Raw genomic sequence first — 14,655 nt, forward strand, 5'->3', positions numbered from 1 at the left:
TGCGTGCAGGTGTCATTGTTCCGAAAGCGGCGTCGTGCAACGGTTTCAGCGCGCACCTTGTTGTTTAATTGTTGAATAAAATATTCCATAACAATAGGTTGCGAGCTGCCGCGGCTGAAAATATTTCTGGACTTTTGTGCTGTTTGTTGCTTTAACGGCTCATGGTTGTGCAATACTTTCGGCCCATGAATCAGTCCGTTGCGACGTCATCTTCAAGCCTCACCTCTGCTGCCGATTTCGTCGGCGCGTCGGAAGTCCTTTCCCCCGAAAAATCGTCTTCGTTTCTCATGCGTCGCGACACCCTGCGCGCATGGAATCCACTCGACCTCACGAGTCGCGGTCAGCGCAGTGCAGGTCGGTGCATCCATCATTCCGGAGTGGTCGGCGCATTGATGGCCGGCACGACCTCTCCCTGTTTCGAATGCTCGCGTGCGATGCCGGCGGGCAAGGCAGCCGGCAGCGACGGATGTCACGGTATGGGGCGAGCGAGCCTTCATTAGTTCTGTTGAATGTCGTAAGCGTCCATCGATGGCTTGCGAGTGTGAATCCGGCATCCGGGCGGCATGCGTCGCCCGTGTGTCGTTCGGGTCGTTGACCCGGAGGTGTGCGCGGGAGCAGGTCGCCCGCGCATGTCGTGCGGTGTTCCTGACCGGGCGCACATCGGTGCGTCGTCTCGAACAGACCTTCCGCCACCGGAGGGGCTGAGGTGCTGTCCAATCCTGTTATCCGAGAGGAGAGAAGTCATGGCTGAAGCTGAAGCTAAGAAGGGGGCGAAGAAGGCGAGTGCCCCGGCGAAACCTGCTGCGAAAAAAGCCGCACCGGCCAAGGCCGCTGCCAAGCCCGTAGCGAAGAAGGCTGCACCGGCGAAGGCTGCTGCAAAGCCGGCGGCAAAGAAGGCTGCACCGGCGAAGGCAGCCGCGAAGCCCGCAGCGAAGAAGGCTGCACCGGCGAAGGCTGCTGCGAAGCCGGCGGCGAAGAAGGCTGCACCGGCGAAGGCTGCTGCGAAGCCGGCGGCGAAGAAGGCTGCACCGGCGAAGGCTGCTGCAAAGCCGGTAGCGAAGAAGGCTGCACCGGCGAAGGCCGCCGCAAAGCCGGCCGCGAAGAAGGCGGCGCCGGCGAAGGCCGCTGCGAAGCCGGCGGCGAAGAAGGCTGCACCGGCGAAGGCTGCTGCGAAGCCGGCGGCGAAGAAGGCTGCACCGGCGAAGGCTGCTGCGAAGCCGGCCGCGAAGAAGGCTGCACCGGCGAAGGCTGCTGCAAAGCCGGCCGCGAAGAAGGCTGCACCGGCGAAGGCTGCTGCGAAGCCGGCGGCGAAGAAGGCTGCACCGGCGAAGGCTGCTGCGAAGCCGGCCGCGAAGAAGGCTGCTCCGGCCAAGGCCGCTGCGAAGCCGGCGGCGAAGAAGGCTGCACCGGCGAAGGCTGCTGCAAAGCCGGCCGCGAAGAAGGCTGCACCGGCGAAGGCTGCTGCAAAGCCGGCGGCGAAGAAGGCTGCTCCGGCCAAGGCTGCTGCGAAGCCGGCGGCGAAGAAGGCTGCTCCGGCCAAGGCCGCTGCGAAGCCGGCCGCGAAGCCTGCCGCAAAGCCGGCTGCCAAGCCTGCTGCGAAGAAGGTGGCGGCGCCTGCGGTGACCAAGGCCGTTGCGAAGGCTCCGGAGGCCGCGCCGGCCGCTGCCGCAAAGTCGGAAGCGCCCGCCGCTCCCGCGCCGGCAACGCCGTCGACGGCTGCTACGCCGGGTATCAAGTCGTCGCTGAATCCGGCCGCTGCATGGCCCTTCCCGACGGGTTCGCGTCCGTCCTGATCGCGCGTCCTGCGTCATCGAAAGCGGCATGGAGATCGTTGTCTCCATGCCGCTTTTTTCTTTGACGAGGAGCCCGTCTTGATCCCGTGTTACGAAGCTTCACTTGACCTGTCCCTTGTAAATCAGGAAGATGCGCGCGTCGTTGCTTGATCGCTCCCTCCGGCACACGTAACAGATACGTCGCCACCAGCTGTTCCAGTTTGACCCGGGCTCCAGCCCTGTCCGTCCGGGTTTCCAGAATGTTCCGACCGCCACTGCGGTCCGCGAACGCCGCGATTCAAGCTTTTCCGTACGCTTCGCCACGCTGCGAGGCACGGCAACAGCCCGTTAGCACGGGCTCCTCAGGCGTGCTGCGTCCATCGCTTCGGCGATGTCCGTCGGAACGCGCGAAAGGAGTGCTGCATGAACAAGGTTTTCTCCGTCCTCAAGGGCACCGCAGCCATCGTGCTGCACTTTGCGCACGGTGGTCTGCTCGCCGTCGGTCTCATGGTCAGTGTGTTCGTCGTACTGCGTGTGGCCGAAGCAGGTCTGACGCCGCGCATGCTGCCGTCGCTGCCTGAGTTCTCGCTGCTGGGCGGTACGCAGCAGGTTTCGGCAGACGCCGATCTGCAGATGCCCGATCTGCCGGCCACCGGCTCGGGTGTCGAACTGACCGCGCAGCAGAAGACGGTCGCCGACCATGTCTCCCGTCGTCACCGTGTGGCGCGTGCGGCGGTCGAACAGTACGTGACCGACGTCTATGCCGCGGCATCCCGCTACAAGCTCGATCCGCTGTTGCTGATCGCGCTGATTTCGGTCGAGTCCGCCTTCAACCCGACGGCGGAGAGCGCCTGGGGTGCGCAGGGGCTGACCCAGGTCATTCCGAAATACCATCCGGAAAAGCTGGCGCTGTTCGGCCCCGATGCATCGCTGCTCGACCCGACCACCAGCATCTTCGTCGGTGCGCAGGTGCTGCGTGAATACATCCGCCTGTCCGGCTCGGTCGAGGGCGGTCTGCAGCGCTATGTCGGATCGATCGAGGATCCCGACCAGGTGTATTCGAACAAGGTGCTGACGGAATACCGCCGTCTTTCCGCGACTTTCGGTCCGCGTCTGCAGACGGCGGAAGTGGCGCTCTGACGCCTCTCCTGGCCGGCCGCACGGCCGGCGGGTGCGATACAACGGTTATCCACAGCCCGCTGGGCGCGCCGAACGGCTAAAATCTCCGGTTTTCGCACTGCACCATGTTTCGCCCATCAGGCGCGGCATCGGGTGCAGGGCGATGCAACTCGACCGGAGGAGTCGCCGTTCACCATGGATGAGCACTTTCGCAACGCTGCACTCGAATACCACCGCAAGCCCACCCCGGGCAAGATTTCCGTCGTTCCCACCAAGGCGCTGACCAACCAGCAGGATCTGTCGCTGGCCTACTCGCCCGGCGTCGCCGCCGCCTGCGAGGAGATCGTTGCCGACCCGCTGCAGGTCAGCCAGATGACCGCCCGCGGCAACCTGATCGGTGTCGTCACCAACGGCACCGCGGTGCTCGGCCTGGGCCCGATCGGCCCTCTGGCCGCCAAACCGGTGATGGAAGGCAAGGGCGTGCTGTTCAAGAAGTTCGCCAACATCGACGTGTTCGACATCGAGCTGGACGAGCGCGACCCGGACAAGCTGGTCGACATCATCGCCGCGATGGAACCGACCTTCGGTGGCATCAACCTCGAGGACATCAAGGCGCCGGAGTGCTTCTACATCGAGCGCAAGCTGCGCGAGCGGATGAAGATCCCGGTCTTCCACGACGATCAGCACGGCACTGCGATCGTCGTCGGTGCTGCAGTGCTCAATGGACTGAAGGCGGTCGGCAAGGACATCAAGGAGGTCAAGCTGGTCACTTCGGGCGCCGGTGCGGCCGCGCTGGCCTGCCTCGATCTGCTGGTGCTGCTCGGCATGCCGATCGAGAACATCTGGGTGACCGACATCAAGGGCGTGGTGTACGAAGGTCGCATCGAGGACATGGAGCCGCTGAAGGCGCGCTACGCGAAGGTGACGGACGCGCGCACGCTGGGCGAAGTGATCGACGACGCCGACGTGTTCCTCGGTCTGTCGGCGGGCGGTGTGCTGAAGGCCGACATGGTCAAGCGCATGGCACCGAAGCCGCTCATTCTGGCGCTGGCCAACCCGAACCCGGAAATCATGCCGGACGAGGTGAAGGCGGTACGCGACGACGCTGTGATCGCGACCGGCCGTTCGGACTATCCGAACCAGGTCAACAACGTGTTGTGCTTCCCCTTCATCTTCCGTGGTGCGCTCGATGTCGGCGCGACCACGATCACTGAAGAGATGAAGCTGGCAGCGGTGCGCGCCATCGCCGATCTGGCCCAGGTCGAGCAGAGCGAAATCGTGCGCGCCGCCTACGGCGAGCAGCCGATGTCCTTCGGTCCGGAGTACCTGATTCCGAAGCCCTTCGATCCGCGCCTCATCGTCAAGATCGCACCGGCGGTGGCGCAGGCGGCGATGGATTCGGGCGTGGCGACGCGTCCGATCGAGGATTTCGAGGCTTACCGCCAGCAGCTGAACAACCTGGTGTGGATTTCCGGCCTCGTGATGAAGCCGGTGTTCGCCGAAGCGAAGCGCAATCCGAAGCGCATCATCTACGCCGAGGGCGAGGATGAACGCGTGCTCAGCGCGGTGCGCAACGTGGTTGACGAGGGCATGGCGCGCCCCATCCTGATCGGTCGGCGCGACGTGGTGCTTGGCCGCATCCAGAAGCTGGGCCTGCGCCTGCGTCCGGAGATCGACTTCGAACTGGTGACGCCGGAGAACGACCCGCGCTACAAGGAGCTGTGGACCACCTACCACGCACTGACCGAGCGCAAGGGCATTTCGGTCGATTACGCGAAGATGGAAGCGCGTCGTCGCACGACGCTGATCGGCGCGCTGATGGTCCGCCTCGGTTACGCCGATGGCCTGATCTGCGGCACCTTCGGCAACTTCGCGCGCCACCTGCATTTCGTACGCAACGTGCTCGGCCTGAAGGAAGGGCTGCGCAACTTCTACGCGATGAATCTGCTGAACCTGCCGGGCCGCACGCTGATGCTGTGCGATACCTATGTGAACTACGATCCGACGGCGGAGCAGGTGGTCGAGATGACTGTGCTGGCGGCGGAAGAGGCGCGCCGTTTCGGCATCGAGCCGAAGATTGCGCTGCTGTCGCACTCGAACTTCGGTTCGGACAACACGACGACTTCCGACAAGATGCGCCGCGCGCTGGAGATCCTGCACGCCGATCACCCCGAACTGGAGGTCGAGGGCGAAATGCACGGTGATGCGGCGCTGGACATCGACATCCGCACCCGCATCTTCCCCAATTCCAGATTGCGGGACGAGGCGAATCTGCTTATCTTCCCGACGCTGGATGCAGCCAACATTTCCTACAATCTGCTGAAGACCGCCGCCGGCGAGGGCATGACCATCGGCCCCATCCTGCTCGGCGCGAAGCAGCCGGTGCACATCCTGACGCCGACGGCGACGGTGAGGCGCATCGTGAACATGACTGCACTGACCGTGGTGGAGGCAAGTCACATCCGCTGACCCACGGCCCGTGCCCGAAAGGGGGAGGGCGTGGAGCAGCACGGGAGGACGGCGCTGGTGTTGTCCGGAGGCGGCGCTCGCGCCGCCTACCAGGTCGGCGTGCTGTCGGCGGTGCGCGAGTTGCTGCCGGACAAGCGCATCAATCCTTTCCCCATCCTGTGCGGCACTTCGGCTGGCGCGATCAACGCCGCCGCGCTGGGTGTCTTCAGCGAGGACTTCGGCGACGCCGTCGACAACCTGCTGTACATCTGGCGCAATTTCGAAGCTGGTCAGGTCTATCGCGCCGACCCCTGGGGCATAGGCAAGACCGGTGCGCGCTGGCTGATGGCGCTGATGTTCGGCTGGGCGGTGGACCGCTATCCGAAGTCGCTGCTCGACAACACGCCGCTGCGCGAACTGCTGGCTGCCCGGCTCGACTTCTCGCGCATCGACCGGGCCATCCAGCGCGGCGCGCTGTACGCGCTGTCGATCACCGCCTCCGGCTATACCTCGGGCGACAGTGTCGCCTTCTTCGAGGGCGGCGACGGCATCGAGCCGTGGAAGCGCATGCAGCGCGCCGCCTCGCGCACGCCGCTCAAGGTGGAGCATCTGCTGGCCAGCAGCGCGCTGCCCTTCATCTTTCCGGCCGTACACATCAACCGCGAGTATTTCGGCGACGGCTCGATGCGCCAGCTGGCGCCGGTCAGCCCGGCGGTACATCTGGGTGCCGAACGCATCTTCATCGTCGGCGTAGGGCGCATGAGCGAGAAGGATCCACGGCGTTGCGGCCACGGCTACCCGTCGCTGGCCCAGGTCGCGGGCCACGCGCTGGCCAGCATCTTTCTAGACCAGCTGATGATAGACATCGAGCAGTTGCAGCGCGTCAATGACATCCTCGGGCGCATTCCGCCACACGTGATGGCGCAGATGGGCGTGCCCCTGCGGCCGATCGAAACACTGGTGATCGCGCCCTCGGAGCGGCTGGACGACATCGCCGCCCGCCACGTCGATGCGCTGCCGATCGGTGTGCGTACGCTGCTCGGCGGCATCGGCGGCACCCGGCGCGCCGGCGGCGGTCTGGCGAGCTACCTGCTGTTCGAAAAGCCCTTCACCCGGGCGCTGATAGACCTCGGCTACCGTGACACGATGGCGCGCGCGGACGACGTGGTGAGCTTTCTTGGTCTGAAGTTTGCGGCGGAAATGCCGTCAAGTATTACTTCACGATCGTGAACTCGCCCTAAGAATACTTTCCAGGCTCTTATTTTCGTTTGAGAATTTGATCTCGGGGGGTAAACTTCGGCCTCAATCGAACCGCCAGCAGGGGTCACACGCATGTTCCTGAAGTACCTGATGGTCAGCTGCACCGCGATGGCGCTGAGTTTCGTCGTCGCACCCACCGTCGAAGCCGCGTCCGGCAAGACGACCACCCAGGCCAAGGCCGGCAAGAAATCGGTCAAGGTCGCCAAATCTTCCAAGTCTGCGCGCATCAAGCAGGCGAGCATCAAGAAGACCTCCCGCAAGTCCGTCGCGGCAGTGCCGCGCGAGGCCGCCGTGCCCGACATGGATGCGCTCGGCCTGCCGAACGTCAAGTCGACCGCCGTGCTGGTCCAGGACCAGAGCTCGGGCGAGGTGCTGTTCGAACGCAATTCGTCGGCCATCGTGCCGATCGCCTCGATCACCAAGCTGATGACCGCGATGGTGGCGCTGGACGCCAAACCGGCGCTGGACGAGGTGCTCGAGGTGAGCGAGGAGGACATCGACCAGCTCAAGGGCACCCGTTCGCGCCTGGCCATCGGTACCCGGCTGACGCGCGAGGAAATGCTGCATCTGGCGTTGATGTCGTCGGAAAACCGCGCCTCGTCGGCACTGTCGCGCTACTACCCGGGCGGCCACGCGGCCTTCATCGCAGCGATGAACCGCAAGGCGCACGACCTCGGCCTGGCTGACACGCAGTTCTTCGACAGCACCGGTCTGAATCCGCGCAATGTGTCGTCGGCGCGCGATCTGGCGAAGATGGTGGCGGCTTCGGCCAGCTATCCGCTGATCCGCGAGTTCTCGACCACGCGCGACGGCTACTTCGCCGTCAATGGCCGCATGGTGCATTTCAACAACACCAACGCGCTGGTGTCGAACCCCGAGTGGGAAATCGGTCTGCAGAAGACCGGTTTCACCAACGAGGCGGGCAAGTGTCTGGTGATGCAGGCCTGGATGAACCAGAAGCCGGTGGTGATCGTGCTGCTCGATTCCTGGGGCCGGCTCACCCGCATCGGCGACGCGAACCGCATCCGCCGCTGGGTCGAGCAAGTGGCCCAGCAGGGCGCCCGTCAGGGCTGAGCTCATGGTCGCTCCGGGCAGTCGCGGCGAGGTCGCTCTCTTCGTCACCTGCCTGGTCGACCTGATGCGGCCGTCAATCGCCTTCTCGGCGCTGAAGCTGATCGAGGCGGCCGGTTACGTCGCCGTCGTGCCGGAGGCGCAGACCTGTTGCGGACAGCCCGGCTACAACTCGGGCGATACCGCGGCGGCGCGCGCGCTGGCGCGCAAGTTCATCGGCGAGTTCGAGCGCTTCCCTTATATCGTCGCGCCGTCCGGTTCCTGTGCCGGCACGGTGCGCACGCACTATCCCGACCTGTTTGCCAACGAGCCCGAGTGGCGGGCGCGCGCCGAGGCGCTGGCAGCGAAAACCTTCGAACTGACGCAGTTCCTGGTCGATGTCGCCGGCGTGACCGAGGTGCCGGGCGATTTCAGCGGTTCGGTCACCTATCACGACAGCTGTTCCGGCCTGCGTGAACTGGGCGTGAAGCAGCAGCCGCGCACGCTGCTCGACCGCATGCCCGGCGTCAAGCGGATCGAAATGCGCGAATGCGAGGAGTGCTGCGGCTTCGGCGGCCTCTTCTCGGTCAAGTATCCGGACATTTCCGGCGCCATCGTGCAGCGCAAGTGCGACGCGATCCGGGGCAGCGGTGCCTACGCGGTGGCGCTCGGCGACCTCGGCTGCATGATGAATATCGAAGGCCGGCTGCGTCGCAATGGCGACGAACTGACGCAGGTGATCCACATCGCCGAACTGCTCGCCGGCGACGTCGGGGGCCAGGGCTGACATGGAAGTTCGCTCGATGCACTTCGTGTCGCGGGTGCGTCAGCGGCTCGACGACCCGGAACTGCAGCGCAACCTGAAACGCACGCGCGGCCGCAATGCGGCGTCGCGTGCCGCGGCCGTGGCCGCCTTCCCCGATTTCGACGCGGTGCGCGCACGCGCCACCGAAATCCGCGCCTCGGTGCTGCGCGATCTCGACGTCTGGCTGGAGCGTTTCGAACAGAAGGCGATCGAGCGCGGCGCCACCGTGCTGTGGGCGCGCGACGGCGACCACGCCTGCGAACTGATCATCGACATCGCGCGCCGTCACGGCGTGCGTACGGTGGTGAAATCCAAGTCCATGGTGTCGGAAGAGGCGGGGCTGAACGCCGCGCTCGAGGCTGCCGGCATTCGCCCGGTCGAGACCGACCTCGGCGAGTACATCCTGCAGATCAACGACAACGAGCCACCGTCGCACATCATCATGCCGGTGATCCACAAGTCGAAGGAGCAGGTGTCCGAACTGTTCGCGCGCGTGCATGGCACCGCGCCCAAGACCGATATCGAAGAGCTGACTCACGAGGCGCGGGCGGTGCTGCGGCCGGAATTCCTCGGCGCCGACATGGGCCTGTCCGGTGGCAACTTCCTGGTCGCCGAAACCGGCTCGGTCGCCATCGTCACCAACGAGGGTAACGGCCGGCTGTGCACCACGCTGCCGCGCGCGCATGTCGCGCTGACCGGCATCGAGAAGGTGATTCCGACGCTGGAGGATCTGGCCACGCTGCTGCGCATCCTGCCGCGTTCGGCCACCGGCCAGGCCATCACCAACTACGTGTCGATGCTGACCGGCCCGAAGCAGGCCGGCGATGCAGACGGTCCGGAGCACATGTATTTCGTGCTGGTCGATGGCGGTCGCGCTGATCTGCTGGGCAGCGAATTCGAAGCCATGTTGCGCTGCATACGCTGCGGCGCCTGCATGAACCATTGCCCGGTGTACCAGACGATAGGCGGTCATTCCTATGGCTGGGTCTATCCCGGGCCCATGGGTTCGGTACTGACGCCGCTCTACCAGGGGCTGGACAAGGCGATGGACCTGCCGCACGCGGCGACGCTGTGCAACCAGTGCGGCGTCGTCTGCCCGGTGTCGATTCCGCTGCCGGAGCTGATGCGCACGCTGCGCGAGAAGCAGGTCGAGCGCGGCCTGCGGCCCTGGTCGGAGCGCATCGCCACCAAGCTGTGGGCCTGGGTCGCGGCGCGACCGACGCTGTACGCGCTAGGCACCCGCGTCGCCGTTCGCTATCTGCGCTGGCTGGCCGATGGCCGCGACCGCATACAGGTGATGGGTGTCGCGCCGGGCTGGACCGCGCAGCGCGACTTTCCGGCGCCGGCGGCGAAGACCTTCCGTGAGCTCTACGCCGAGCGCCGGCGCGGAGGCGGGCAATGAGCGTGCGCGACGACATCCTCGGTCGCCTGCGCCGTCAATTGGGCCGCACGGACAGCACGACCTTGGCCGCACGCGAGCGCGTCGAGGCAACGCTGGCGCTCCGGCAGACCGGGCCGCGCGCCGCTGCGGATGCCTTGCTCGATCGTTTCATCGAGCGCGCACGGGCGATGATTTCCAGCGTGGACCGCTGCGCCACCGAAGCCGAAGTGCCTGCGCACTGCGCCGACTGGCTGCGCGGGCACGGGCTACCGACGACGGTGGTCGTCGTCCCGGCGCTGGCCGCGCTGGACTGGGCCGGCGCCGGTCTGGAGGCGCGCGTCGGGGCGGCGACCGGCGACGATCTGGTCGGCGTCACCGGCTGCTTCCGCGCCATCGCCGAAACCGGCACGCTGATGCTCTGTTCCGGGCCGCAGTCGCCGGCCGTCAACAGTCTGCTGCCGGAAACGCATATCGCGGTGGTTCCGCGCCAGCACATCGTCGCCGACATGGAAGCCGCCTGGGCCGAGGCACGGCGCGAACTGTCAGCCTGGCCGCGGGCGGTCAATTTCGTTTCAGGACCGTCGCGCACGGCCGATATCGAACAGACCATCGTGCTTGGCGCCCATGGCCCCTACCGCGTGCATCTGCTGATCGTCGGCTGAGCACGACAGTCCCGGAGGCTGTCGGTCGGGGCGGTTTGCACGGATAATCCGCGCCAAGCGAGGCTCGGCCCGCCAAGAAGTCACCGAACAAGAATCGCCTGTCCAGCCGCATATGTCCGCACAGCCAAAAGGTCGTTACGCCCGCCGCCATCTCGCCCTCTGCCTGTTTCCGCTCGCGTTGGCGATGTCCGACGCGCGGGCGCAGGACGAGCCGGAATCGCCCTTCCTCGACGACGACCTGCCGGTCGTGCTGTCGATGACCCGCATGCCGCAGCGCATCGACGACGCGCCGGGTGCGGTCACGTTGTTCACCCGCGAGGATATCGAGCGCCTCGGCTATCGCCGCCTGCCGCAACTGTTGCGTCTGGTGCCGGGCATGAACGTGATGAGTGACACCGGGCATTCGCCGGCGCTGTTCTATCACGGCCTCGGCACGCTGAATCCGAACCGGATGCAGGTACTGATCGACGGCCGCTCGGTCTATTCGCCCTATCTGTACGGCTATGTGGACTGGGATGCGCTGCCGCTGACGATGGACGAGATCGAGCGCATCGAGGTCGTGCGTGGTTCGAATGCGGCCACCTATGGATCGAACGCGGTGGCGGGCGTGGTCAATATCGTCACCCGTTCCAGCATCGACGGCCCGGCGGCCAGCGTGGCCCTGACCGGCGGCAGCCGCAATGTGTCCGACCTGTCGGCGCGTATGCGCCGCAGTTTCGGCCCGCTCAGCGTCGCCATCAATGCGCGCACCATGGGCGACGAAGGTTTCGAACACCGCAACGACGATGCGCGACTGAACGCGTCGACGCTGCGCGCCGACCTGGCGCTGAACGGCTCCGACGAGATCAGCCTGATGGCAGGACAGAGCAGCGGCTATCGCGGCGTTGGCTATCCGTTCGGTGCGACCGGAAATACCGACAACGCCAACGGGTTCCGCGATGTGCGCACCGACAACTGGTTTGCCCATCTGCGCTTCCGCCGCATCGTGGCGACCGATCACGAGTGGTCGGTCGGCTACTACCACAATGAGGACAGGGGACGCGAAGAGTGGTTCGGCGTGCTTGGCCCGCTGCGTCTGCCGATCGATTACAACCGTACCGCGACCCGCCAGAACCTCGATTTGCAATACCAGTTCGTGCCAGTCAGCGACTGGCGGCTGGCGCTGGGTGCCGAATTCCGTCGCGACGAACTGCGCTCGGATCGCATGTTCTTCGTTACCGGGCGCGAGTCTCAAGGTCTGTTCCGCGTGTCCGCCAATGCCGAATGGCGGCCGAACGAGTACTGGACCTTCAACTTCGGCAACATGATCGAGCGTTTCCAGAACCAGAGCCCGCAGGCGTCGCCGCGCGTGTTCGCCACGCTGCACGTGACGCCGCAGCATGCGATCAAGGCCGGTGTGAGCCGCGCCTTCCGCCAGCCGGCGCTGATCGAGGCACGCGGCGATTCGCGCTTCATCTATCCGCAACTCATTCCCTTCCTGCCGCCGCAGTTTGCCGGCCGCGTCATTCGCACCTATGTCGGCACCCCGGGGCTGCAGCCCGAACGGCTCGATTCGGCGGAACTGGGCTACGTCGGGCAGTTCGGATCGTCCACGCTGGACGTGCGCGTGTTCCACGAGCGCTTCAATCATCTGATCACCGAAACGCGCTACGAGGATCCGGATTACCTCGAACGCGGGCGGACCTACATCGAGGGCCCGGGCGCGCAGATCACCGGTATCGAGTACCAGTACCGCTATCGTGGCGACGGTCGCGAGATCTGGTGGTCGCACGCGATCCCGCGCATCAGTTCCGAACCGGTGTGCGACCCGGGGCAGACCTGCTATTCGGATACGATTCCGACGTCGTCCTGGTCGCTGACCTGGATGGAGCAGTTCAGTCACGACTGGTCGATCGCCGCGACGCTGTTCGGCGTCAATTCGGCGCACTACCTGAACGGCAGCAAGCGCGTGCGTGCCTATCAGACGATGGATGCGCGGGTAGCGAAGAAATTCCGCAGCGGCAACATGACGTGGGAGGCTGCACTGGCGGTGACCGACATCGGTCCGGGCTACGAAACCTTCAACGACGATCAGGGCGCACGCGTGCCGTTCAACCGCGTCGCCCGGCAGACCATGCTGACGTTGCGCTCCAGCTGGTTCTGAAGCGACCGCTGCGATCCCGTATCATGATCGCCGGATAAACAGGCGGTCTACGCAAGGAGGCGGGGTGCGGAGTCGGTTCGGACTCAATCGACTCGGATTCCGCAGCCGCGTGCTGGTGGCTGCGCTGCTGCCATCGGTGGCGATCGCGCTGGCGCTCGCCGTCCATTTCACGTCCACCCGCATCGCCGACATCGAACGCGCGCTGATCGACCGCGCCATGCTGCTGACCGCCAGCCTGGCGCCGGCCTCCGAGTACGGTCTGTTCGCCGGCAACATCGACATCCTGCAATCGATCGCCGACGCGTCGCTGCGCGAGCGCGATGTCGACGGGCTGGTCGTGTTCGACCGCGACCACGTGGTGCTGGCGCGGGCCGGGCGCACGCGCATGCCGGAACGCAGCGTGACCGATGGCCTCGGTGCGCCGGCGCTGCTCGAAAGTACCGACGATTACCATCTGTTCGCCGCGCCCGTGTTCAGCGTGCAGGCGCGACCCGACCCGCTGTTCGACGACGGTGACGCGGCGCCCGCGGTCAGCCGGCTCGGCGTGGTCGTGGTGCAGGTGTCGCGGCTGGGCAGTGCGCAGGCGCGACGCGAACTGATCGTCAGTGCGGCGCTGATCACTGCCGGTGGGCTGCTGCTGGCGGGCCTGTTCGCGCGCATCCTGTCCGACGGCGCCACCGCGCCGGTGCGCGCGCTGGCCGACACCGTGCGCCGCATCGAACAGGGCGACTTCTCGGCGCGGGCGCGCACCGGTGCGCGCGGCATCATGCAGGTGCTGGAGGATGGCATCAACCGGATGGCCGTCACGCTCAGCGGGGCACGGGCCGACCTCGAACAGCGGGTGCTCGATGCGACCGCTCAGTTGCAGCAGCAGAAGGAGAGGGCCGAGCAGGCGAGCCGGGCCAAGACCCAGTTCGTCGATGCGCTGCTGCACGACTTGAGCCAGCCGCTGATGGCGATGGGCCTGGACATCCGTACGCTGAAGCTGCGCCTGCGCGACGACGAAAGCAGCGGTCTGCTGACCCGGCTCGAGCGCTCGTCGATGAAGCTGGAGAACATGCGCGACGTGCTGCTCGACGTCGCCCGGCTGGAATCCGGCGCCACCCAGCCGCGCATCACTGACTTTCCGCTCGGGCGCGTGTTCGAAAGCCTGCGCCTCACCTTCGAGGCACAGGCGGCGGAGAAGGGCCTGCGCTTCGAACTGTATCCGACGCGCGCCTGGTGCCGTTCCGACCCGCTGCTGCTCGAACGCGTGCTCGCCAATCTGGTGTCGAACGCGCTGCGCTATACCGCACAGGGTGCCGTGTTCGTCGGCGTGCGCTGGCTCGGCAACGAGGTGCTGCGCATCGAGGTACGCGACAGCGGCCAGGGCATTCCGCCGGAGCGCATCGACGACGTGTTCGACGAGTTCGTGCGCCTGCCCGGCACCGACCCGGGGAGCGGTGGCCGCGGCATGGGACTGGGGCTCGCCATCGTGCGCCGGTTGTGCACGCTGCTCGGCCATGCGCTGGCGGTGCGTTCGCGCCCCGGGCGCGGTTCGAACTTCAGCGTGACCGTGCCGCGCGTGCACGCCTTCGTGCCGGCGGAGGTCGAGGATGAACTGCAGGGCCTGCGGCGGCTGGCCAACCGTCGCGTCGCACTGATCGACGACGATCCGGCCATCCTGCAGTCGCTGCAGTCACTGCTGGCGTCGGTCGGCATCGACGTGGTGTCGGGCACCTCGCCCGACTTCGTGCTGCGCCAGCTGCGTCAGGCAGGCGCGCCCGATTTCATCATCAGCGACTACCAGCTCGGAGACGGTCTGGATGGTCTGTCGGCGGTGCTGTCGCTGCGGCGTGAACTGGGCGAGCACATTCCGGCGCTGATCATGACCGGACTGGCGGCCACGCGTGAGCTCGAGATCGAACTGGAGGCGCACGGCATTCCGCTGGTCGCCAAACCGGTGCGACCGGTGGTGCTCGACGCGGTCATCGGCGGCCTGCTCGACGCCGCCGAGGACGCCTGACGCCGCCCGG

Annotated in this window: 10 protein-coding genes; 9 read left to right on the forward strand and 1 reads right to left on the reverse strand. The window is 66.1% G+C overall.

Going from position 1 to position 14,655, the window contains the following annotated elements:
* Window positions 1–496 precede the first annotated feature (496 nt).
* Window positions 497–1,627 carry a hypothetical protein gene (locus WDZ97_RS01060; RefSeq protein WP_425761533.1) on the reverse strand — a complete coding sequence of 377 codons (1,131 nt, stop codon included), beginning with the start codon at window positions 1,625–1,627 and terminating at the stop codon, window positions 497–499.
* Between the two features lie 568 nt (window positions 1,628–2,195).
* Here WDZ97_RS01060 and WDZ97_RS01065 point away from each other — a divergent pair.
* The 9 genes from WDZ97_RS01065 to WDZ97_RS01105 all read left to right on the forward strand — a co-directional run bounded on the left by WDZ97_RS01065 (window position 2,196) and on the right by WDZ97_RS01105 (window position 14,645).
* Window positions 2,196–2,912: a transglycosylase SLT domain-containing protein gene (locus WDZ97_RS01065; protein ID WP_425761534.1), complete on the forward strand. Its 717-nt coding sequence runs from the start codon at window positions 2,196–2,198 to the stop codon at window positions 2,910–2,912.
* A gap of 174 nt (window positions 2,913–3,086) precedes the next feature.
* On the forward strand, window positions 3,087–5,360 hold the full coding sequence (locus WDZ97_RS01070) for an NADP-dependent malic enzyme (RefSeq protein ID WP_425761535.1): 2,274 nt from the start codon (window positions 3,087–3,089) through the stop codon (window positions 5,358–5,360).
* 60 nt (window positions 5,361–5,420) lie between these two features.
* Window positions 5,421–6,569, forward strand: coding sequence for a patatin-like phospholipase family protein (locus tag WDZ97_RS01075; protein WP_425762242.1), 1,149 nt, complete (start codon window positions 5,421–5,423; stop codon window positions 6,567–6,569).
* Window positions 6,570–6,671: 102 nt separating this feature from the next.
* Complete coding sequence (gene pbpG / locus WDZ97_RS01080; RefSeq protein ID WP_304002273.1) at window positions 6,672–7,673, forward strand: D-alanyl-D-alanine endopeptidase; 1,002 nt, start codon at window positions 6,672–6,674, stop codon at window positions 7,671–7,673.
* A gap of 4 nt (window positions 7,674–7,677) precedes the next feature.
* Window positions 7,678–8,436: a (Fe-S)-binding protein gene (locus tag WDZ97_RS01085; protein WP_425761536.1), complete on the forward strand. Its 759-nt coding sequence runs from the start codon at window positions 7,678–7,680 to the stop codon at window positions 8,434–8,436.
* Between the two features lies 1 nt (window position 8,437).
* On the forward strand, window positions 8,438–9,856 hold the full coding sequence (locus WDZ97_RS01090; protein WP_425761537.1) for a LutB/LldF family L-lactate oxidation iron-sulfur protein: 1,419 nt from the start codon (window positions 8,438–8,440) through the stop codon (window positions 9,854–9,856).
* Window positions 9,853–10,497 carry a LutC/YkgG family protein gene (locus tag WDZ97_RS01095; RefSeq protein ID WP_304002282.1) on the forward strand — a complete coding sequence of 215 codons (645 nt, stop codon included), beginning with the start codon at window positions 9,853–9,855 and terminating at the stop codon, window positions 10,495–10,497. The genes WDZ97_RS01090 and WDZ97_RS01095 overlap by 4 nt, the downstream gene beginning before the upstream one ends.
* Window positions 10,498–10,609: 112 nt before the next feature.
* The gene (locus WDZ97_RS01100; protein WP_425761538.1) at window positions 10,610–12,640 is read left to right on the forward strand and encodes a TonB-dependent receptor plug domain-containing protein; all 2,031 of its coding nucleotides are present in this window, start codon (window positions 10,610–10,612) and stop codon (window positions 12,638–12,640) included.
* 115 nt (window positions 12,641–12,755) lie between these two features.
* Window positions 12,756–14,645 carry a hybrid sensor histidine kinase/response regulator gene (locus tag WDZ97_RS01105; RefSeq protein WP_304002286.1) on the forward strand — a complete coding sequence of 630 codons (1,890 nt, stop codon included), beginning with the start codon at window positions 12,756–12,758 and terminating at the stop codon, window positions 14,643–14,645.
* Window positions 14,646–14,655: the final 10 nt, after the last annotated feature.

The organism is Methyloversatilis sp. MC4-4 (assembly GCF_049843555.1).
Taxonomy (GTDB): Bacteria; Pseudomonadota; Gammaproteobacteria; order Burkholderiales; family Rhodocyclaceae; genus Methyloversatilis; species Methyloversatilis discipulorum_B.